Raw genomic sequence first — 21,678 nt, forward strand, 5'->3', positions numbered from 1 at the left:
GGGCCAACCCGTTATGCCACCAAGTTTACGGCTGAGCGTCGAAGGCGCCGGTGGCCGTTGCCAGGGGTTCCACTTCCTGCGAGGAAGACCAGTACCGCAGGCGCATGGTGCGCGCGGTCTGGACGTCCAGCACATTGCCGTCGGTCTCGATGACGACGGCACCGGTCTTGTCCGTGCGCAAACCGTCGATGTCGCGCGCCACGTAGCGCTGCCAGACCTGCGGATGCGGATGTCCGTACCGATTGCGGTAGCCGACCTGGAAAACCGCCACCTGCGGAGAAACTGCGTCCAAAAACGCGCCGCTGGAGCTTGTCTTGCTGCCGTGATGCGGCACAAGCAAGATGTCTGCCATCAGTCGCTGCGGCGTTTCGGCAGCGATGAGGGCGCTTTCCTGGGCGGCTTCGATATCGCCGGTCAGCAGCGCAGCGTGGCGGCCATTGGCGATGCGCAGTACACAGCTGCGGGCGTTGCTGGACACGCGCTCGCTTTTTGCGGGCAGGCGCAGCGGGTGCAGCACCTCAAAGACGACGCCGTCCCACGCCCATGCTTGCCCAGCCAAACAATCGGTGAAACGGATGCCGTTTTCATTGGCCACGCTGCGCAGGGCATGCCCCTGGGGCAAAGACGCCAACATGGTGCGCACTGGCACCGCGTCGATCACCGTTTCGGTGCCACCGGCGTGGTCGCTGTCTTCGTGGCTGACGACGAGCGTGTCGAGTGATTCGGCGCCATGGCCGCGCAGGTAGGGAGTGATGACGCGGGCGGCAGCATCCGCATGGTCACCGTACCGCGGGCCGGTGTCGAATAGGAGGCGATGGCTGGCTGTTTCGACCAATGCCGCTGCACCTTGGCCGATATCGAACGCGACAAGCCGAAATTCACCAGGCCCTGGTGCTGGCTCGCGCGCCAGCACCAGCGGCAAGAGGAGCAAGGCGCCTTGAGCGCGCCATGCCCATGCACGCATGCCGCCGGGCAGCAGCAATAACGCCACGCCAACCATCGACAGCACCAACGCCCACACGGGCGCGACCGGCGCAATCCACACCGCCCACCGCGGCTGTGCCAGCCACTCAAGCCAAGTGGCCAGCCAGCGGAAGCTCGCGTCGGCTAACACCAGCACCAGCTGCGCAAGCGGATCTGGAAGGGCCGCTCCGATCAGCGCCAGCGGTGTCGTCACGAAACTCACGGTGGGAATCGCCAGCCCGTTGGCCACCGCGGAGACCACCGAGGTCTGCTGGAACAACAGCAAGGTCAATGGCAACAGGCCGAATGTGACCGCAAGCTGGATCCGCGTACCGCCCGCCAATGCACGCTGGGCGCGTTCGATCCAGCCGCCTATTTTGTCATCGCGCCGCCCGTCGAGAGCCATCTGCGCGGCGATGAATATGATCGCCACCGCGCCGAATGACAACCAGAACCCGGCCGACATAACCGCCCACGGGTCCACCACCGCTACCACGGCGGCCGCCCAGCAAAGCGACAGGCTGGCCGGTACATTGCGATCGGTCAGCCTGGCGATGGCGACAGTGAACAGCATCAGCAGCGTGCGTTGCGCGGGCACGCCCATCCCAGCAAGCAGGCAGTAGCCAAGCGCAGCCAGCATGGCCGCGATGGCGCCTGCGCGCGGGGTAGGCATGCGCAACGGCAACGGCGTGCGCAGCCAGCGCGCCAGCCCAAACGACCGGCGCCACAACGCCATCCACAACGCAGCAAACAGCCCGGCGATCATCGTGATGTGCAAGCCCGAAATGCTGGCGAGGTGGCTGATGCCTGTGCGGCGGAACAGGTCCCAGTCGTCGCGGGCGATGCCGCTTTGGTCGCCCACCACGAGCGCCACCATGACGGCCGCGTAGCGCGCATCGGGCAAGGCATCGAGGATGTGGCGCCGCACGCTGGCACGCCAGCGCTCTACGTCAACGCCGAAACCGGTGCCGGCCTCTTCCAGCGCGATGTTCTGGGCGCGTTTGCCCGTGCGCACATAGCCGATGGCGCGGATGTTGTCGGCCAGCATCGCGTATTCGCCATCGAAACCGCCGGGGTTGGTCAGGCTGTGCGGGCGCTTGACGCGCAGCGTCAGTTGCCAGCGCTGGCCGGGTTGCAGATCAGGGATGCCGGCACGTCGGTCGGGCTTTGCGCCCTCCTCGCTTACGTTGTCCCAGGTTCGTGCGCCATACCAGGACAGGCGCACGCGCGGTGGCACGGCATCACCCGCATTGCTGGATTCAATGTGGAAGAGAAAACGCGTGGCGTCGTCGCCGTTCTGCGGCAGCTCGCCCACCACGCCGGTCGCGATGATGTCCTTGCCTTCCCACGCGGGGCTGAGGGCCACGGCCATGCGCTGCTGTGCACGCCAATCGCTCCAGCCAAACCCCGCCGCGATGGTGCTGGCGACCAGCAACCCGGGAAACAGCATCGGCCGACGCCGCAGAAAAGCCACCAGCAGCAGACAGAGCAGCAACACGCCCAGCGGCTGCCACACCGGCGCCAGCGTCGCCTGCATCTGCAATGCCATGCAGCCGGCAACAAAGCCGATCAACCACAGACGCACGCGCGGCCGTCAGACTGGCAACAGCGCTGCCAGGCGAGGAATGGCTTCGATGCTGTTGCGGCGGGCCTGGGCAGCAAGCGCCTCGATGGGGATGCCACGCAATTGCGCCATCGCGTCGGCGATACGCGCGACCTCCGTGGGTGCATTGCGCACTCGGCCCTGCTCGCCAAACTGATCGTCGGCCAGCCAAGCGGGGGCCAAGTCGGGCGCGTCGGTTTCCAGCACGATCGACTCGATCGGCATGTCCTGCGCCAGTCGACGCACGCGATTGGCGCGCGAGAAGGTAAAGACGCCGCCAAACCCCAGCTTGAAACCGGAATCGACAAAGCGACGCGCCTGTTCCGGGCTGCCGTTGAACGCATGCGCAATGCCGCGCACCCCCGCCTTGGCGGCAGCGCTGTGCACTTGGTCCTGAGACTTGCGCACGTGCATCAGCACGGGCAAGTCAAATTCACGAGCGATGCGTAGTTGCGCGCGGAACACGGCGGTCTGCCGCGCAACGTCGTAGTCGGGAATGAAGAAATCGAGGCCGATCTCGCCAACGGCCACAAAGCGCGGATCGTCCATTGACGCGGCGATCTGGCGGCGCAGTTCGAGCAAGTCATCGTCACTGGCCTGCGCTGCGTAGATCGGATGAATGCCCAGCGCATAGCTGCAGCCGGCATGCCGATGTGCCAACGCCCGCACCGTATCGAAATTCCAGCGGGCAACCGCCGGCACGACGATGTGGTTGACGCCCGCCGCATGCGCCTGCGCGACGACCGCATCGCGGTCGGCATCAAAGTCGCTGGCATCGAGGTGGCAATGGGTGTCGATCCACATAGTCCGTTCTGCGTTGGAAAAGGCGGCAACGTACCGGAAAGCGCGGCATTCAGGAATCCGTCTTTTCCGATTGTGCCGCCCGGCTCAACGCTCTTGGTGCAAATGGCCTTCCCGCAGGCGGAAAATGCGGTCGCAGCGGCCTGCTAGTTCGATATCGTGTGTGACGATGACGAAGCTGGTGCCCAGCGTGCGCGTAAGTTCCAGCATCAGGTCAAACACTTCACCGGCGGTGTGGTCGTCGAGATTGCCCGTGGGCTCATCCGCCAGCACGCAAGCCGGAGACCCGACCAGCGCGCGCGCAATCGCTACGCGTTGGCGCTCGCCGCCGGACAGCTCGCCCGGACGGTGCGCCGTGCGCGGGCCCAGCCCCACGCGTTCGAGCATCGCTTGCGCGGTGTGGCGCGCTTGCGCCTCTTCCACGCCACGAATGCGCAGCGGCATCGCGACGTTGTCCAGTGCGGTGAATTCCGGCAGCAGATGGTGGAACTGATAGACGAAGCCCAGCGCCTGGTTGCGCAGCGTATTGCGCTCGCGCTCTTTCATTGCGGTGAAAGGCTTGCCGAGCAGCGAGACGCGCCCCGACGTCGGCTCATCCAGCCCGCCCAGCACATGCAGCAACGTGCTCTTGCCCGAGCCCGAAGCGCCGACAATGGCGACCTTCTCGCCCACGCCGATGCGGATGTCCACGCCCTTGAGCACGTCGACATTCAAACCGCCCTGATGAAACGACTTGGAGAGTCCTTCGGCCTGCACCACCACGCCCTGCGGCGCGGCGGCCGGCGCTTCCATGGAAGTCATGACGGCCTCACTCATAGCGCAGCGCCTCCGCCGGATTCACGCGCGAGGCATGCCAGCTTGGATACAGCGTCGCCACTGACGCAAGGATGAAGGAAATGATGCCAATGGTCGCAATGTCGTTCACGCGGGGGTCCGAGGGCAGTTCGCTGATGAAGTAAATGTCACGCGGCAGGAATTGCACGTGGAAGAGACGCTCGATGAAAGGCACGATCACGTCGATGTTGTATGCGATGAGCGTGCCGAAGCCGACGCCGAGCAACGTGCCGATAAACCCGATCGCCACGCCCTGCACAATAAAAATCTTCATGATTGAACTCGGCTGCGCGCCCATCGTGCGCAGGATGGCAATGTCGGCCTGCTTGTCCGTCACCGTCATCACCAGCGTGGACACCAGGTTGAACGCCGCCACGGCGATGATCAGCGTGAGGATGATGAACATCATCTTTTTCTCGGTCTTCACAGCGGCAAACCAGTTGCGGTTCTGGCGCGACCAGTCGCGGATGTACAGCTCGCCGGTCAGCGTGCGTGACAGGGCTTCGGCCACCTGCGGGGCGCGGTCCATGTCCACCAGCTTCAGGCGCACGCCGGTCGGGCCGTCCAGGCGGAACAGGCGCTCGGCGTCTTCCATATTGACCAGCGCCAGCGAGCTGTCGAACTCGTAGTGACCCGATTCGAAGATGCCCGTCACAGTGAACTGCTTCAGACGCGGCAACACGCCCGCCGGGGTGATGGTGCCCTGTGGTGCCACCAGCGTGACCTTGTCCCCCTGGTGCACGCCCAGGCCGTTGGCCAGTTGGCTACCCAGGGCGATGCCGAATTCGCCGGGTTTCAGATCGTCGATCGTGCCAGATTTGAAATCCTTGGCAATGTCCGACACCTTCGGCTCGTCCGCCGGCGACACCCCGCGCAGCAGCACGCCGCGCACCGCCTCGTCCCGCGTGATCATGGCCTGCGCGCCCACGTATGGCGCCGCGCCGATGACTTCCTTGTTCTGCATCGCCTCATTGGCGGTACGCTGCCAGTCCGGCAGGCTGTTCGGCGCCATCACTTCGATATGCGCCAGCACCGACAGCATGCGGTCTCGTACTTCCTTCTGGAAGCCGTTCATGACCGAAAGCACGATGATCAGCGCTGCCACCCCCAGCGCAATGCCGAGCATGGAGATGAGCGAAATGAAAGAGATGAAGCTGTTGCGGCTGGCGCGCTTGCTTGCGCGTGTATACCGCCAGCCGATCTGCCATTCGTATGGAAGTTTCAAAGGGGGTTCCCCGTGGGTGTGATTTGTCCGGCTCACTGGCCGACGAGCCGGAAGTTTACAATCTCGGAGCCATGATTCCTGAACTCACCCTGATTGTCCCGTTTTGCGCGCCCGCTGCCGAGGTGGCCGACGACGCTTACCGTCAATTGACCTTGCCAGGCCTGGAAAGGTTGCTCGCCCGTGCGCGCGAGGCAGAACGCGAGCGCCACGACGACGCCTACCTGCCCACGCTGCCGCACGAGCGCTGGCTGGCTGCGCATGCCGGGGTGCCCATTTCTCCGCTGCCGTCGGCGCCGTACATGCGCCTGGCGGACGGCGGCAGCGCCGACACGCGCACCTGGGCCTGCCTGCAGCCGGTCCACATCCACGCCGCCCGGGACCATCTGGTGATGCTCGACCCGGCCCAGCTCCGCCTGGAAGCCGCCGACGCCGAAGCGCTGCGCGCCGCCATCGCTCCCCTGGTTGACGAGATGGGCATCACGCTCGATGCCACGCACGCCGCGCGCTGGTACGTCGCCGATTCGCCCTTTGGCGACCTGATTGCCGCCGCGCCGCAGCGCGCCACCGGCCACAACATCGACATCTGGATGCACAAGGGCGAGCAGGAGCGCGCCTGGCGCAAGTTCCAGAACGAAATTCAGATGACGTGGTACGACCACCCCGTCAACCAAGCGCGCGAGGCGCGTGGGCTGCTTCCGGTCAATTCGGTCTGGCTGTTTGGCCAGGGCGCGCTGGTCGATGCCCGCCCGATTGCTGAACGCATGATCGGCGCAGATCCGTTCTTCGCCGGCCTGTGTCACGCCGGCAACGCTACCGAGCTGTGCGCGGAAATGCTGGCCGCCGTGCCGTTCGACGACACAAGCGCCGCCGCGCTGCTGGGCGACGCCGGCAAGCCGTATCTCTCCGCCAACTGGTACGACTGGATCGAAGCCCTGCGCGCGTACGACCGCGACTGGTTCACCCCCGCCGCCGATGCGCTGGCCGACGGCCGAATCGACGCCGTCTCGCTCGTGCTGACCGGCGACTCGCACTACGCCCACTACCGTGTCACCCGCCGCGAACTCGCCATTGGCCCGTTTGGTTGGCTGCGCCGCTTCAGTCGTCCACGCACCTTGCGTGATGCGCTCTCCCCGCTTTCCATGGCCGCTTGAGCCTGATCCTGCATGACCCGCATCGCTGTCCGTTCGCATTCCGCTGACGCCGCCACCACGCTGGCCGGCCACGGCATCCACCCTGTGCTCGCACGCATCCTCGCCGCCCGGGGCGTCGCCCGGCCCGACGAACTGTCGACCGAGCTGACCGACCTCCTGCCCCCCGCGCAACTCAAGGGCATTGACGACGCAGCGCACTACCTCGCCGATGCCATCGCCGCCGGCAAGCGCCTGCTGATCATTGCCGACTACGACTGCGACGGCGCCACCGCCTGCGCCGTCGGCGTGCGCGGCTTGCGCATGCTCGGCGCGCAGGTCAGCTACATCGTCCCGAACCGCTTTGAGTACGGCTACGGCCTGTCGCCCGAAATCGTGGCACTGGCGGCGCGCGAGAAGCCGGACGTGCTGGTCACCGTCGATAACGGCATCGCCGACGTGGCGGGCGTGGCTGCGGCCAATGCGCTGGGCATCGACGTTGTCGTGACAGACCACCACATGCCCGGGGCGCAGTTGCCCGAGGCGCGCGTGATCGTCAACCCGAACCAGCCGGGCTGTGGCTTCCCAAGCAAGAATCTGGCAGGCGTGGGCGTGATGTTCTACGTGCTGCTGGCACTGCGGGCGGAGTTGCGCAAGCGCGGCGTATTCACTCCGCAGGATCAGCCGCGCTTGGATGCGCTGCTCGATCTGGTGGCACTCGGCACCGTGGCCGACGTGGTCAAGCTCGACGCCAACAACCGCCTGCTGGTCGCGCAAGGCCTCAAGCGCATGCGCGCGGGGCGGATGTGCCCGGGCATTGCCGCGCTGTTCCGCGTGGCTGGCCGCGAGGCGCGTCGCGCGTCGACGTTCGACCTGGGCTTCGGCCTGGGCCCGCGCCTGAACGCCGCCGGGCGCCTGGCCGACATGTCACTGGGCATCGAATGCCTGCTCACCGATGACTACGACCGCGCCATGGCCATCGCCGCCGAACTCGACGGCATGAACCGCGAGCGCCGCGAGATCGAAGCCGGCATGCAGCAGGAAGCGCTCGCCATCCTTGACAGCATGAACGCCCTGGATGGCGCGGGCCGCCACACCATCGCGGTCTACAACGAGACGTGGCACCAGGGTGTGATCGGCATCGTCGCCTCTCGCATCAAGGACAAATTCCATCGCCCCGTCTTCACCTTCGCGCCCGGCGACGACGGCGTCATCAAGGGCTCGGGCCGTTCGATTCCCGGCTTCCACCTGCGCGATGCGCTGGACGCCGTACACAAGCGCAGCCCGGGCCTGATCGTGAAGTTCGGCGGCCACGCCATGGCGGCAGGACTCACGCTGCGCGAAGACGGTTTCGATGCATTCGTCTCCACCTTCGAGGCCGTCGGCCGCGAATGGCTGACCGAGGCGCTGCTCTCACGCGTGCTCGAGACCGATGGCGAAGCCGACCCTGAATGCTTCACACCGCAGTTCGTCGAGCTGCTTGAAACCCAGGTCTGGGGTCAGGGCTTTCCGGCACCAAGCTTCTGCGGCGAATTCGATGTGCTCTCGCAGGCCGTGCTGAAAGACAAGCACCTGAAGCTCAAGCTCGGCCGCGGCAAGCAGCATTTCGACGCGATCTGGTTCAACCACGCAGAGCCGCTGGGTGCCTCGGCGTATGTGGCCTACCGGCTCGACAACAACACCTTCAACGGCATCACGCGCGTGCAGATGGTGATCGAGCATGCGCAATAGTGGATTGGTCAAACCTTGCGCCAACGCATAAACACATGCCAAAACTGTCTGACGGCGCACGGATAACGCTGCGGTCGGGCACGGCCGGTGCGTTACAATGCGGGATTGCCGGCATGGGGACGCACAAGCATCCATGGCCGCGCGCCCCACGAATTCCTAGCTTCAACTTCCAAGCGAAATGACTCACGTCGTTACCGAAAGCTGTGTCCGCTGCAAGTACACCGACTGCGTGGACGTCTGCCCCGTCGACTGCTTCCGTGAAGGCCCGAACTTCCTGACGATTGATCCGGACGAGTGCATCGACTGCGCCGTCTGCGTGGCCGAGTGCCCGGTCAACGCCATCTATGCCGAAGAAGACGTGCCCGCTGATCAGCAGAAATGGATCGCCATCAATGTCGAGCTTGCACAAGCCGGCTGGCCGTCCATCACCAAGACCAAGCAACCCTTGCCCGACGCCGACGACTGGAAGGACGTGAAGGACAAGGAGCAGTACCTCGACCGCGGCTGAACTAGTTGAGTGAACTTGCCCGGCACATTTTTTGTAGTGCATCGCAAAAAGGTGTTGACGGGCAGATCGGAAACTAGCTAGAATTCATTTCTTCGCTGTTGCAGCGATTCCCCGATAGCTCAGTCGGTAGAGCGCCGGACTGTTAATCCGTAGGTCCCTGGTTCGAGCCCAGGTCGGGGAGCCAAAATAACAAAACGCCTCGCTTCGTGCGGGGCGTTTTCATTTGTGGCGTCGGTGTCGTGTATTGTTTTGCACCCGCCCCAAGCCCGAGTGGTGAAATTGGTAGACACCGCGGACTTAAAATCCGCTGCGCCCTAATCGGCGCGTGCCGGTTCGATCCCGGCCTCGGGCACCAATCCTTTCTTCGCCTCCCCTCGCGCCCTTCCCCTCCAGCGCCTTACGATGCGCAGCACGCATGCGCCTTCGGTGCTTCTTCGTATTCGTCGTGACGGCGCACCCATGACAAGGGGCCGGCTTCGTTGCGGCCGAGCGGCGCGCGATCGAGCAGTAGCAGCGTACCCACCATGTCTTCCAAGCCGCGCGCATAGGTCGAGTACGTGTGGAAGACATCGCCCGCCTCGTCCTTGTAAAACGCGCTTAATCCGGGCAGCTCGTCATGAGCTTCTTCGCGGGGCGTAGCGGTGTAGTTGTAGTCGACCGAGCCGCTAGCGAGTTCGTCTTGCGAGAAGCTCACGCGATAGTCGTGATTGAACGTTGTGCCGAACGACGACACCCACGGGAATTGCCAGCCCATGCGCTTCTTGTAAGCCGCGATTTTGTCCATCGGCGCGCGCGACACGGCGACGAACGTCACGTCATGGTGGTTCAGATGCGTGAGCATGCCGCCAACATGGTCGGAGAAGAAGGAGCACCCTGGGCAGCCCGCATCCCAGTCGGGCCCGAACATGAAGTGGTAGACCACCAACTGGCTACGGCCGTCGAACAACTCGGCCAGCGTCTTCTTGCCTTCCGATGATTCAAATACGTATTCCGTGTCGACCTTGACCCACGGCAGCGCCTGGCGCTCGGCGTTGACGGCGTCGCGCAGGTGGATGGCCTCTTTCTCGCGCGCCAGCAACGCTCGGCGCCTGATGAGCCATTCGTCTCTTGAAACTACGGGATGCGTTTGCATGGTTGCCCCTCTGTCTAAGACTCAGGACTTCATACTAGGCGGCCTCACTCGAATGAAAAGCCGCGGCGCGCAAGTCGCCACCCGGATGCGACTTACGCGCCATCGAAGAGAATCAGCCGTCTCTGCACATGCAACTGCAGGTGCCGGATCAGCCCACCAGCCAGCGCACGCCCACGTTGATAAGCGCGCCGCCGCCTACCAGCCCGACCCACAACACAGCGGCGCACAGCAGCGGTCGCACGCCGGACTTCAGCAGCATCGGCACATGCGTTTGCGTGCCGATAGCAAACATCGCACAGGCCAGCATGGCAGTGTCGATGGCGTCGATGGGGGCATGCCATGCAGCGGGGATCGCACCGGCGGAATTGAGCAGCGTCACAATCAGCAGCCCAACCGCAAACCAGGGCATGGCTTTCCATGCGTGGCCGGCGGCTTTGCGAAGCGCTTTCCACGGAGACATCGAAGCAGGACCCTGAGCTTCACTGGGGGTTGTGCACGCCAGCACAACCAGCAAGGGGGCCAGCGCCAGCACACGCACCATCTTGCTGACGACCGCCGCGTTGGTGGCGTCGTCGCCCAGCGGACGCGCTGCGGCAATCACCTGCGCAACTTCGTGCATCGTCGAACCGATGTAGACGCCAAAGTGCTCCGGTGTGATGGCCACCCCGGCATGCGCCACAAGCGCGTACAGCCACGGGTACAGAAAGATGCCGATCGTGCCGAACAGCACCACGCTAGCGATCGCCACGGCCGTTTCGCGTGGTGAGGCCTTCACCGCTGGCGCAACAGCCAGCACAGCCGCCGCCCCACATACTGCACTGCCTGCTGCCACCAGCACAGCTTGTGAGCGCGTGAGGCGAAACCAACGCGTGCCGATCCACGTGCCGGCCAGCATCGTCGCAGCCAACACCACCAGCGGAATCACCACGCCCGAAGTACCCAGATCCTGGATCTGCGCCAGCGTCAGCCGGGCGCCGTAGAGAATCACGCCAGCGCGCAGCAGCGTATGGCGTGCAAACTGGATTGCCCCCGGCGTCAGCCAACGCTGGTGCCCCGGCACATGACCCACAGCCATGCCGAGCAGGATAGCGAGCGTCAGTGCGCTCAAGCCAAGATGCCCTGCCCACGGCATTGCCCCGAGCACCACCGCAGTCCCCGCACACCCGAACAACACCGCCACGCTGGCGAGCGTCCACCCATCAAATCCCGCCGTCACGCCTTGGGGCGCCAACTGCTTCTGTGCAATCGTCATCACATCCGCCTTGCTTATTCGTTATACGCATAACGATATGCGGACCGTGATAACATGTAAAACAGGTAATTTTTGTAATTCCAACCAGTTTTATGGATAACAAAGCGCCTCGCGTCACCCTCCGGCAATGGGCCGTTTTCGCCACCATCGCACGCAGTGAGACGACCACCGCGGCCGGCGACGCTCTTGGCTTGTCGCAATCGGCCGTTAGCGCAGCGCTGGCAGAGCTGGAATCCACACTCGGACATCCGCTGTTTGACCGGCATGCCCGCCGCCTGCATCTGAATGCGCTGGGCCGGCAGCTTCTGCCACAAGCGCAGGCGCTGCTGGATCATGCCGATGCGTTGGAACATGCAACCGCTCAGCCAAACGTGCGCCTGAAGCTCGCGGCCAGCAGCACGATCGGCAATTACGTGCTGCCCGCCCTGCTGGCGGGCTTCCGGCACGAGATCGCACCCGACAGCCAGCTCGACGTGCTGATCGGCAATACGCAGGACGTGGTCGATGCCGTGCAGCGTTTCGAGGTCGACATCGGCCTGATTGAAGGCACGTGTCGCGGCGAGGCGTTGGAAATCGAAACATGGATCGACGATGAGATGGTGATCGTGGCCGCGCCCGGGCACCCGCTCACCCAAGGAACAGGGCCTGTCTCACACGCAGCGCTGCGCGAAGCGGGCTGGCTGATGCGCGAACCGGGCTCCGGCACGCGCGAACTGATCGATAGCCGCATTGCTTCGGTGGTCGGGCCGCTGCATGTGGCGCTCGAACTTGGCCACTCCGAAGCCATTCAGCGCACGGTGGCAGCCGGCTACGGCATCAGTTGCCTGTCGCGTCACGTGGTGGCCGACGCCTTGCGCGATGGCCGCTTGGTCGAGGTCGCCAGCGGCCTGCCGCGCATCGCCCGACCGCTGCTGATCGTGCGCCATCGCGACAAGCACCCGACGCACGGACTCACGCAATTCATCGACGTGCTACGCAGTCGCAGCGCCGATTCGAAAAAAATTCGCGCAAAGGACTAGCGCGATCCAAAAAAGGTTGATATAGTCTCGTTTCTTCGCGGGGCGTTAGCTCAGTTGGTAGAGCAGCGGACTCTTAATCCGTAGGTCGAGTGTTCGAGTCACTCACGCCCCACCAGAATATGGAAGGCCCGACAGGCAACTGTCGGGCCTTTTTCATTTGTGCGATTTGCGACGCGCTTTCGCTTCAGTGCGCAGAAAACAAATCGGCCGACGCTCGTGCGCCGGCCGATGCTCCCCCAGAATCCCTGCCCCCTGCTTAATGCAGCAGCTTGAGTAGGATCGTCGCGATCACCACCGTCGCCGCCCCGCCGATACGCGTCGAAATCTGCGCGAACGGCATCAGACCCATACGATTCGACGCCGAGAGAATCGCCACATCACCCGTGCCACCCAATCCGCTATGGCACGCGGTCACGATGCCGGACTCCACCGGATACATCCCCAGCCATTTGCCGACAAAGAAGCCTGACGCCACCAGCGCCAAGACCGTCGCCGCGCAGATCGCGAAATAGCCAGGCGTGAACGCCGCCACCAGCCCCTTCCACGACACGAACAGCGTGCCGAGGCCGACGAGAATCGCGAACGTCAGGTTGGTCGAAACGAACTTGTACATCTGATAAGCGCCGAGCTCCATGTTCTGCGGCAGCACCTTCGACACCTTCAGCAGCGCCGCGCTGATGATCATCAGGATCGGACCGGGAATCCCCGTGAAGCGCGACAGCAGCGCGCCGAAGATGAAGAACGCGCAGCTGATCAGCAGGCCGGCGCCCATCAGGCCCAGATTGACCGGCGCCTCGTTGTGATCATTGCACAGCAGATCGGTGTCGCTGCCCGATCTGACGAGATCACCATTGCCGGTCAGGTGCGGCCGCTTGTCGCCCAGCGACTTGAGCACGCCGCTCGACAAGATGGCAACAACGTTGCCCAGCAGCGCCGCCGGCACCAGCATGGCAATCAACTCTGCCTGCGGCCGACCGAGAATCTCGGAATATCCGATCGACAGCGGCAGGATGCCTTCACCGATACCGCCCCCGACGATCGGGATGACGATGAAGAAGAACGTGTGCTTGGGGTCATAGCCAAAGAACAGCCCGACCGTCACCCCCGCCACGATGGCCGCCAGCGTGCCGATCAGCAGCGGAATGAACATCCGCATGAAGCCCTGCACCAGCACGCGATGGCTCATCCCCAGGATGCTGCCCGCCACCAGGCAGGCGATGTACAGATATTGCAGGTTGGCCGTCTTCATCGTCGTCGTGAGCGCCTTCAACATCTCGGGGTCGATCACCTTGTAGCCGACCAGCGCCGACGGCACGAACAGGCACAGGATGGCCGCGCCACCAATGTGTTTGAACACCGGCAGCCGCGCACCGATTTCGCCCAGCAGGAAACCGAGCAGCATCAGCACGGCCAAGCCGCCGATCATGTCGTCGGGCAGCTTCTTGTTGAACGCGGCTAGCAGCGTGATGACGGCAATCGTGGCGTACACGGGAAGAGGCAACGGCCCGATCCTGTACCCGCTGAGCGTGCGCCAAAGGCCCGCGCGCGCGTCTTCCTGCGCCCGAATGGATGCTTCCATGATGTCTCCTGATCAGCCGCGCGGCGCGCCTCGTCTTCACGCGAGATGAACAAGCGCCGGCGTCGCTGTGTGGGATTGCGAAAACGTATTGGGAAAATTCAGAGGCTGCCGCTCGGCGCCATGGCAGCCAGACGTGCACGGGTAGTGGCCGCGATGTCGCGCAGCCACGGGCGCGTCTTCCAATGCGCCTGCTGGAACGTGTCGATGTCGCTCCAGCGTGCGAGCGTCGCGCCGATCATGTCGAGCCCGTGCAGGAACATGTGGCGGTGGCGCTCGGACAGCGTGAACGACGCCTCCACGCTATGGCTGCGCACGGTCATCGATTCCACGTCGATGGCGATGCGGCTCGTGGCCGCGTCCGACACGTCGGCCAGGATGCGTTCCACCGTCGCCTCGTCGAGCATCACGAGCAGCAGGCGGTTGTTCATGGCGTTGCTGTAGAAGATCTCGCCAAAGCTGGGCGCGATCACGGCGCGGATACCGAATTGCTGCAGCCCCCACACCGCGTGCTCGCGGCTGGAGCCGCACCCGAAGTTGCTGCCGCCCACGAGGATGGACGCGCCCTGATACGCCGGCTGATTGAGCACGAAATCGCCGCGCAACTGGTGATCGGCGTCGTAACGCAGGTCGTAGAGCAGCCCCTTGTCCAGCCCCGATTTGTCGATACCGCGCAGGAACTGCTTGGGCATGATCTGATCGGTGTCGAGGTTGGGCGTGGGCAACGGTGCCGCCGTGCCATGGATGTGTTTGGTGTCAGACATGGGCAGCCTCCGCTTGCGCCGGGTGCGTCTGCAGTTTGCGGACGTCGGTGATGCGGCCGATGATGGCCGCCGCCGCCGCCATGGCCGGGCTCATCAGATGCGTAATGCCGCCCCGCCCCTGACGCCCTTCAAAGTTGCGATTTGTGGTGGAGGCGCAGCGTTCACCGGGGGCAAGAACGTCGTCGTTCATGGCAAGGCACATCGAGCAGCCGGGCTGGCGCCATTCAAAGCCGCTGGCGATCAGGATGTCGGCAATCCCCTCTTGCTCCGCCTGCACACGCACGGCGCCAGAACCCGGCACGACCATGGCGCGCACCCCCTGCGCCACCTTGCGGCCCTTGACGATGCCGGCCACGGCGCGCAGGTCTTCAATCCGGGCGTTGGTGCACGAGCCGATGAACACGCGCTGCACGGGCACGCCCTCGATGGCGGCGCCGGCCTGCAGGCCCGTATAGCGCAATGCCCGGGCCGAGGCGGCGCGCGCCGCCGCGTCGTCTCCCCCGTCGGGTTGCGGAATCTTGCCGGTGATGGGAATCGCCTGATCGGGGCTGGTGCCCCATGTCACGTACGGGGCAACGTCGCGCGCGTCAAACGCGTGCTCGACGTCGAAATGCGCCTGTGCATCGCTGAACAACTGCCGCCAATCCGCCAGCGCGGCGCTTACATGGGTATGCGCCACGTCGCGCGCATGTTCGAGCACGTAGCGCGTGGCCTTGGCGTCGGGCGCGATCAGTGCGCCGCGCGCGCCGGCCTCGACAGCCATGTTGCACAGGGTCATGCGCGCCTCCATCGAAAGCGCGGCAATGGCACTGCCCGTGAACTCGACCACATAGCCGCGGGCGCCCTGCGCGCCGATGCGGCTGATGATGTGCAGGATGAGGTCTTTTGCCGTGGTGCCAACGGGCAGTTCGCCCTCTACACGGATGCGCATGTCCTGCGCCAGCCGGTAGACCAGCGTCTGCGTCGCCAGCACGTGCTCGACCTCAGACGTGCCGATACCGAAACCGAGCGCGCCGAACGCGCCATAAGTGGTCGTGTGGCTGTCTCCACAAAGCACCACCATGCCCGGTCGGATCATGCCCAGCTCGGGCGCAATCACATGCTCGATGCCCTGCAGCGCATCGTTGGTGTCGAACAGGACGATGCCGTGTTCGCGGCAGTTCTTCGCTAGGTTGGACGCCTGCAGCGCCGACGCTGGGTCCTGGATGACACGCACGCGCACCGGATGCGTCGGGATGATGTGGTCCACCACCGCAATCTGCTGGCCCGGCACAACCACCGCGCGGCCAGCTTCCGCCAAGCCGGCAAAGGCCTGGGGGCTGGTGTATTCGTTCATGATGTGCAGGTCTGCGTAGAGCAGCACGTTCTGCGCATCGAGCTGGGCAACAGTGTGCGATTCGACCAGCTTCTGATACAGCGTCTTCGCCATGCTTCCTCCAATTCGCGTGGCCGGCCGCTTCACTAAAGGCGACCGGACCACTGGCCAGAAGAAGTGTAGACATGCAGAACGGTTTTATAATTGGCGCGAAAATTTATCTATTCTTCATTTCATCTGAATAATGGATCGCGTATCGGATCTGGAGTTTTTCACCCAGCTCGTCAAGCAGGGCTCGCTGGCGGCGCTGGCGCGCGAGCTTGGCGTGACGCCGCCCGCCATCACCGCGCGTCTGGCGCAGTTGGAAAAGCGACTGGGCGTGCGGCTACTGAACCGCACCACGCGGCGGCTGAGCGTCACCCACGAAGGTGAAATCTATCTGGCCACCGGCGCACGCTTGCTCGAAGAGCTGCAGGAGCTGGAGCAGACTGTCTCCAGCAGCCGTGGCACGCCCAAGGGTCTGCTGCGCATCAACGCCACGTTCGGCTTCGGGCGCCAGCATGTGGCGCCCGCCATTGTGGAATTCGCGCGACGGTATCCGGAGGTGGAGGTGCAGCTTGAACTGACCGACCGCTCCGTCAACCTGACCGACAAGGCGTTCGACATCGGCATCTGGTTTGGCACGGTGCCCGATTCGCGCATGGTGGCGCGCAAGATCGTGAGCAATAAGCGCATGCTGTGCGCCTCGCCCGATTATCTGAGGCGTGCAGGCATACCGCAGGTGCCGCGCGATCTGCAATCTCATCAGTGCATCGTGCTGCGCGAAAGTGACGCCGCTTACGGCACGTGGTATCTCACGCGCGGCAGCCGACAGGAAACCATCAAGGTGCGCGGCGTGCTCAGCACGAACGACGGCGAAACCGGCGTGCTCTGGGCTCTGGCCGGTTACGGCATCCTCATGCGATCGGAATGGGATATCCACGAGCATGTGCGCGCGGGCCGGCTGGTGCCGGTGCTGGCGGACTGGGCGCTCCCCGTGGCGGACATCTTCGCCGTGTATCCGGAACGCGCCAATCTGTCGGCCAAGGTCAGCGCGTTTATCGACTTCCTGACGGAGTGGTTCGGCAAAGAAGCGGTGTGGGCGGGTGAGCGCCGCTAACGCCGCGTCGCACTTCAGGCCGTCGTTTCGATGCGCAATTGCATGCGCATATGCAGCGTCTCGCCCGGCGCCAAAGCGCGCAGGCCCGTACCTCCCCATCCCTTGGCCGCCAAGTTGATCGCGTCGGCCACGTGCGAAATGGGCTCCAGGCAGAAATACGGCTGCGCGTGTGGCGCGTGGAGGATGAAGTGATCGAGCGGGCCATCGGCGCTGAGCGTCAGCACACCACCCGCGCACGACACCACGGCACGCTGCTGCCATTCGCTGTAGTAGACACTGAGTGCTGCATCCGGCAATGCGCGGGCGTGACGGAAATCTTCCCGCGGCGTGATCCGCTCGCGACGGACGGCAACTTCACCGGCGTCGGTCGGCCACATCGTTGCAGCATCGAACTGCACGCGTGTATCGGGCGTGCGCGCGAAGTACGGATGAAAGCCGCCACCCGCCGGCATGCTGCTGTCGCCGTCGTTGCGCAGGGTCATGACAGCCTCCAGACCGGATTCGCCCAGCACCAGCGTTTGCGTGGCGGTGAACGGCCAGGGCCAGTTGTCTGGCTGCGGCACATAGCGCAAGCCGAGGTCGATCGACGACGCTGTCACGTGCTCCACCGTCCAGGCGCGTGCATGCGCCAGTCCATGCATGGCATGCGCCTGGCCGGGATGCGGCGCGAGACGGACCTCGCGGCCATCCCAATGGAAGCGCCCATCGCGGATGCGGTTGGAGAACGGCAGCAGCGGATAGCACCCGGCCTTGGGCCATGCCAGCCCCTCGAAGCCGTCGCGGAGGGACTCCGCCGACATCGGCGCGAGCCAGTCGACACGCCGTCCGCCCTCGCCGGCCGAAGCCAGCGAGGCAATGCGGCCACCTGCCGCCGGCGCGACGACCATCGTCAACGCGCCGGCCTGCAGCGTGTGCACCGGCCCGGGCGCAAGCCAGGTCTGGCTATGCATCAGAACGAATGCCGAATGCCGACCATGCCCACAAACTGGCTGCGTCCATTCGACGGCGTACCGTTCTGCGAGTCGCCCACCGACGCCACCGCATCCACGATGGAGGTGCTCGTCCCGGAAGCGCGCAGCGTCTGGCCGTTGGCGCGCTGGTACGCCTGAATTGCGTAGAACGCGGTGCGCTTGGACAGCGAATACAACTGTTCCATCGAGAACTGGTTGTACTTGGCCGGCGAGCTGATGCCGTTACGTGCCTTCTCAGCCGTGTAGCTGTAGCCAAAAGCGAGCCGCAATGCGGGCGTCAGATCGTAGGTGGCAATCGCGCCCACCGTATTGAACGTGGCCGATTGCGTGAACAGCGACAGCGCGCCCGGCTTGTACTGAACATTCGAGTAGTTCAGGCCCACCATCAGCTTGCCGAACGTATAGCGCGCGGCCGTAGCGATGAGCTGGGCGGAGTCTGCCGTGGCATAGCCGGCGTTGACCGGCGAGTTGTTGGCGAACGTCCCGACGTTGCTGAAGTTGCCGGCCGTCGTGCCGGTCGACACGTTCTTCAGACGCGTGTAGCCGACGCCCCACGAAAAGGCCTGGTAGTCGTAGCGCAACGCGGTGCTCACGCTGCTGCCGTTCGAAACGCTGCCGGCTTGCTCGCCAAAGCCGTATTGCACGCCGGCTTGCAGACCACCCCACACCGGCGTGGTGTAGGTGATGGAGTTATTGAAGCGCAGCGTGGTATCCAACGCATCCACATCGCCGGGGTGCGCGCCGGTGGCACCCGTCAGCACGTTGGTCGGGCCCAGCGACGCGACGTACTGGAAGTACGGCGTGTATGCACGGCCCAGCGTGACCTGGCCGTAGTTCGTGTTGCTCAGGCCGACGTAGGCCTGACGGTTGAAGATGTAGCCGGCCTGGGCTTGCTGGCCTGTGTCGGCATTGAAGCCGCTCTCCAGACGGAACAGCGCCGTGTTGCCGCCACCCAGGTCTTCCGTGCCGTACAGGCCGAACTTGCTGGCCAGCAAGGCGCCCGAATTGATGTAGGTGTTGGAGTGGCCGCCCTGGTTGCTCGAATAGGCAAAGGCATTGTCAACCACGCCATACAGCGTGACCGACGTTTGCGCTGCGGCGTGCATCGAAGCGCCCGCGCAAAGCAGCGCAACCGACGCATAGACCGGCGTGAGGGAACGGGAACGTTTGGCTCGTGTGGTTTTCATCGTTGTTATCTCGGAAATCTCCTGCACCAAGGGAAACACCGCGCATCACGGAGTCTCTGCGGACCCGAACGTGCTGCGCAGCGAGAATGCGGCACTAGGCCAGCAATTGCAACGTCAGGCGGCGCCAGCCACCCACAACAACAGTTTCCAGCACGCGGGCATGCGGCGTCTGCACCTGCCGCGCATCACTGGCGGGCAGATGAATCTCCACCGTGTCGGTCGGCGTCGGCATCTTGCCTTCGCGCGATACGTGCAGCGTGATGGATTGCGCGTCTGACATCGCACGCACGCTCCAGCGGCTCTGCTCGCCGTCGCGCCACGCTTCGGTTTCGCCGTCGTCTTCAACACTGCCGCCAGCGGTCTCACCAACACCTTGCATGGGCACGACAAGGAAGCCGCGTTGATCGGCGCGCTGGTCGAAATGCTGTTCCGCCACGTTCAGCGCGATCACGCCGCCTTCGCGAATCAGCATGACGGGTTGGTCCCACGGCGAAGGCAGCGTGACGGTCTGTCCGCCCTCGAATGCTTCCCCGCTCCAGTACGAGACCCAGCGCGCGCCGGCTGGCAAATAGACGGTGCGTTCGGTCTGCCCTTCGTCCACGGCAGGCGCCACCAGCAGTGACGAGCCGAGCATCATGTCATCGCACTCGGCGTAGCAGCGGCGGTCGTTCGGGAACTCGGCAAATGTAGGACGCAGCACCGGCTCGTAGGCCTGCGTGGATTGCCACAGCAGTTCGTACAGATACGGAATCAGCCGATAGCGCAGCTTGATCAGTGAGGCGATTTGCGAGGTGACCTGCGGATACATCCACGGTTCGTTGACGGTCTTGTCATCGTTCCACGAGTGGATGGAGAAGCGCGGCATGAACACGCCAAACGCCACCCAGCGCACCAGCAGCTCCGGCGACGGCGCCGGGCCTGCAAACCCGCCGATGTCGTGACCGATGTTCGAGACACCCGACAACGCGAGCCCCAGTCCCATCTTGAGGTTGTAGCGCAGCGTTTCCCACGACGTGTAGTTGTCGCCAGACCACGTCTGCACGTAGCGCTGCATGCCCACACCGCCCGAGCGCGACACCAGGAACGGCCGACGCTGTGGCGCGAACTCAAGCTGCGCTTCGCGCGAGGCGCGCATCATCAGCATCGTGTGCAGCACCTTGGCTTCTCGGATGGGCGCTTTCTTGCCAAACCCGTAAGCGAAAGCGTCGGGCGTCCAGACTTCAAACTCGTTGTTGTCGTTCCAGGTCGACGCCATGCCGTATTCAAGCAGCGCGCTCTTGACGTTGGCCTTCCACCAGTCGAGCGTTTTCGGGTTGGTGAAGTCGAGATACGCACCCACCTCATCCCAGAATTGCACCCAGGCCGGCTCGCCGTTTGCGTCGCAAATCAGCAGGCCGGCTTCCCTGGCTTCTTCAAACTTCGGGTGATCGCGCAGCAGGCACGGCTTGATGTTGGGGCACAGCCGAATGCCCGCGTCCAGATAGCTCTGGACGAAGCCGCGCGCATCCGGGAACTTGTCGGTGTTCCAGTTGAAGACGTAGCGCTTCGGGCCGATCGACGTATAGCCCGACGACAGATGGAACGAATCGCACAGGATGTCGTGCTCACGGCACCCCTTGATGAACTCGGCCATCTGTTCCTGCGCGTTGGGCGCGTCGGTGTACGTCATGGTCGAGCCGGAATAACCGAGGCCCCATTTCGGCATCCACGCGGGGCGGCCGGTCATCCACGTAAAGCGGCGCGTGGCGTCGAGCGGCGTGTCGGGCGAGGCGATGAAGTAGTAGTCGAGATCGCCATGCGGCGCGACAAAGTAGCGATAGAGGCCGTGATAGTTGTCCAGCTCGCGGCCCATGTCGAAGCTGCAATCGGACAGCGTGTCGTAGAACAGCCCGAAGCCGGTGCGGTTTTCCGGCTGCCACGTCACGTAGAACGGGATGTGCTTGTACAGCGGATCGGTCGTGCGCGCGCTGTAGCCCATCGCATCGATGTTGCGCATCTCGTAGCGCTGGTGCGCGCGGTTCATATCACCAGCGCGCTCGCCCAGGCCGAAGTACATCTCGCCGGATTCGCGGCGCACGTAGTGGTAGACCTGCTCGTCCCAGTAGCCAAAGTTGTAGGCCTGCGTGGGGCGATCATTCAGCACGGTCTGCCATTCGCCAGCCCCGCGGATCTGCCATGTGCAAAAACCCCCGGCGAGCGCAACGCTCAGGCGGACCTTGCTGGTTTCCACGCGCAGCGTGTCGGCATCGCTGTGCAACTGGAATGCTGGGAGCGAGAAGCCAGCGAGGTCACGGCGGTCGCGCCCTTCGAGCGGCGTGTCGTCACCGCCGGGGGCGATCGACCACGTGGCCGGGCCGCGCAGGTCGCCCTGCGGCAGCACGAGCACGCGGATGATGTCTTCTTCCAGCACGAAGAGTTCAATCGCAGCGCCGGCGCTGCTGGCCAGACGCAGCCGGTTGCCTTCGTGCGCCTGGAGTTCGAATCGGGGGGGATGCAACATGGACATCGGTT

The 21,678-nt window shown here is 64.4% G+C and carries 17 protein-coding genes and 3 tRNA genes; 8 read left to right on the forward strand and 12 right to left on the reverse strand.

All coding sequences use genetic code 11. The annotated features are described in order from the left end of the window. Positions 1–25 precede the first annotated feature (25 nt). The 4 genes from ACEN9T_RS19335 to ACEN9T_RS19350 form a co-directional block, all read right to left on the reverse strand. Complete coding sequence (locus ACEN9T_RS19335) at positions 26–2,548, reverse strand: DNA internalization-related competence protein ComEC/Rec2 (protein ID WP_413706791.1); 2,523 nt, start codon at positions 2,546–2,548, stop codon at positions 26–28. A 9-nt stretch (positions 2,549–2,557) separates the two neighbouring features. Continuing rightward, complete coding sequence (locus tag ACEN9T_RS19340; protein WP_413706792.1) at positions 2,558–3,370, reverse strand: TatD family hydrolase; 813 nt, start codon at positions 3,368–3,370, stop codon at positions 2,558–2,560. 84 nt (positions 3,371–3,454) lie between these two features. Then, on the reverse strand, positions 3,455–4,183 hold the full coding sequence (lolD, locus tag ACEN9T_RS19345) for a lipoprotein-releasing ABC transporter ATP-binding protein LolD (protein ID WP_092971541.1): 729 nt from the start codon (positions 4,181–4,183) through the stop codon (positions 3,455–3,457). Further along, the gene (locus ACEN9T_RS19350; RefSeq protein WP_092971542.1) at positions 4,176–5,426 is read right to left on the reverse strand and encodes a lipoprotein-releasing ABC transporter permease subunit; all 1,251 of its coding nucleotides are present in this window, start codon (positions 5,424–5,426) and stop codon (positions 4,176–4,178) included. Before ACEN9T_RS19350 ends, lolD begins: the two co-directional genes overlap by 8 nt. A 71-nt stretch (positions 5,427–5,497) precedes the next feature. On the opposite strand from ACEN9T_RS19350, the gene ACEN9T_RS19355 reads away from it, so the two are divergent. From ACEN9T_RS19355 to ACEN9T_RS19375, 5 genes are all read left to right on the forward strand, one after another. Next, complete coding sequence (locus ACEN9T_RS19355) at positions 5,498–6,577, forward strand: hypothetical protein (protein WP_092971543.1); 1,080 nt, start codon at positions 5,498–5,500, stop codon at positions 6,575–6,577. A gap of 12 nt (positions 6,578–6,589) precedes the next feature. Beyond that, the gene (recJ, locus tag ACEN9T_RS19360) at positions 6,590–8,284 is read left to right on the forward strand and encodes a single-stranded-DNA-specific exonuclease RecJ (RefSeq protein WP_413706793.1); all 1,695 of its coding nucleotides are present in this window, start codon (positions 6,590–6,592) and stop codon (positions 8,282–8,284) included. Positions 8,285–8,462: 178 nt separating this feature from the next. After that, a complete protein-coding gene (gene fdxA, locus ACEN9T_RS19365; RefSeq protein WP_004626101.1) occupies positions 8,463–8,792 on the forward strand; it encodes a ferredoxin FdxA in 330 nt (109 codons plus the stop codon). 108 nt (positions 8,793–8,900) lie between these two features. After that, a tRNA-Asn gene (locus ACEN9T_RS19370) sits at positions 8,901–8,976 on the forward strand. Positions 8,977–9,056: 80 nt separating this feature from the next. After that, positions 9,057–9,147, forward strand: a tRNA-Leu gene (locus ACEN9T_RS19375). A gap of 42 nt (positions 9,148–9,189) precedes the next feature. Here the strand turns inward: ACEN9T_RS19375 and ACEN9T_RS19380 are convergent. Together ACEN9T_RS19380 and ACEN9T_RS19385 are read right to left on the reverse strand one after the other, a co-directional pair. Then, complete coding sequence (locus ACEN9T_RS19380; RefSeq protein ID WP_413706794.1) at positions 9,190–9,924, reverse strand: DUF899 domain-containing protein; 735 nt, start codon at positions 9,922–9,924, stop codon at positions 9,190–9,192. Positions 9,925–10,072: 148 nt separating this feature from the next. Continuing rightward, positions 10,073–11,176, reverse strand: a complete 1,104-nt coding sequence (locus ACEN9T_RS19385) for a YeiH family protein (RefSeq protein ID WP_413706795.1) — start codon at positions 11,174–11,176, stop codon at positions 10,073–10,075. A 92-nt stretch (positions 11,177–11,268) separates the two neighbouring features. On the opposite strand from ACEN9T_RS19385, the gene ACEN9T_RS19390 reads away from it, so the two are divergent. Further along, the gene (locus ACEN9T_RS19390; RefSeq protein ID WP_413706796.1) at positions 11,269–12,195 is read left to right on the forward strand and encodes a LysR family transcriptional regulator; all 927 of its coding nucleotides are present in this window, start codon (positions 11,269–11,271) and stop codon (positions 12,193–12,195) included. A gap of 39 nt (positions 12,196–12,234) precedes the next feature. After that, positions 12,235–12,310 (forward strand) — tRNA-Lys (locus ACEN9T_RS19395). 141 nt (positions 12,311–12,451) lie between these two features. Here the strand turns inward: ACEN9T_RS19395 and ACEN9T_RS19400 are convergent. The 3 genes from ACEN9T_RS19400 to leuC form a co-directional block, all read right to left on the reverse strand. Then, a complete protein-coding gene (locus ACEN9T_RS19400) occupies positions 12,452–13,774 on the reverse strand; it encodes a 2-hydroxycarboxylate transporter family protein (protein WP_413706797.1) in 1,323 nt (440 codons plus the stop codon). A 98-nt stretch (positions 13,775–13,872) separates the two neighbouring features. Beyond that, positions 13,873–14,535, reverse strand: a complete 663-nt coding sequence (gene leuD / locus ACEN9T_RS19405; protein ID WP_413706798.1) for a 3-isopropylmalate dehydratase small subunit — start codon at positions 14,533–14,535, stop codon at positions 13,873–13,875. Continuing rightward, on the reverse strand, positions 14,528–15,964 hold the full coding sequence (leuC, locus tag ACEN9T_RS19410; protein WP_413706799.1) for a 3-isopropylmalate dehydratase large subunit: 1,437 nt from the start codon (positions 15,962–15,964) through the stop codon (positions 14,528–14,530). Before leuC ends, leuD begins: the two co-directional genes overlap by 8 nt. Positions 15,965–16,094: 130 nt before the next feature. On the opposite strand from leuC, the gene ACEN9T_RS19415 reads away from it, so the two are divergent. Then, entirely contained in the window at positions 16,095–17,009 is a 915-nt protein-coding gene (locus ACEN9T_RS19415; RefSeq protein ID WP_413706800.1) for a LysR family transcriptional regulator, read from the forward strand. Between the two features lie 14 nt (positions 17,010–17,023). Here ACEN9T_RS19415 and ACEN9T_RS19420 read toward each other — a convergent pair whose 3' ends face one another. The 3 genes from ACEN9T_RS19420 to ACEN9T_RS19430 form a co-directional block, all read right to left on the reverse strand. Beyond that, entirely contained in the window at positions 17,024–17,959 is a 936-nt protein-coding gene (locus ACEN9T_RS19420; RefSeq protein ID WP_413706801.1) for an aldose 1-epimerase, read from the reverse strand. Continuing rightward, entirely contained in the window at positions 17,959–19,167 is a 1,209-nt protein-coding gene (locus ACEN9T_RS19425) for a porin (protein ID WP_413706802.1), read from the reverse strand. Before ACEN9T_RS19425 ends, ACEN9T_RS19420 begins: the two co-directional genes overlap by 1 nt. Positions 19,168–19,261: 94 nt before the next feature. Then, the gene (locus ACEN9T_RS19430; RefSeq protein ID WP_413706803.1) at positions 19,262–21,673 is read right to left on the reverse strand and encodes a TIM-barrel domain-containing protein; all 2,412 of its coding nucleotides are present in this window, start codon (positions 21,671–21,673) and stop codon (positions 19,262–19,264) included. Positions 21,674–21,678 lie beyond the last annotated feature (5 nt).

The organism is Ralstonia sp. Ralssp110 (assembly GCF_047325135.1).
Classification (GTDB): Bacteria; Pseudomonadota; Gammaproteobacteria; order Burkholderiales; family Burkholderiaceae; genus Ralstonia; species Ralstonia mojiangensis.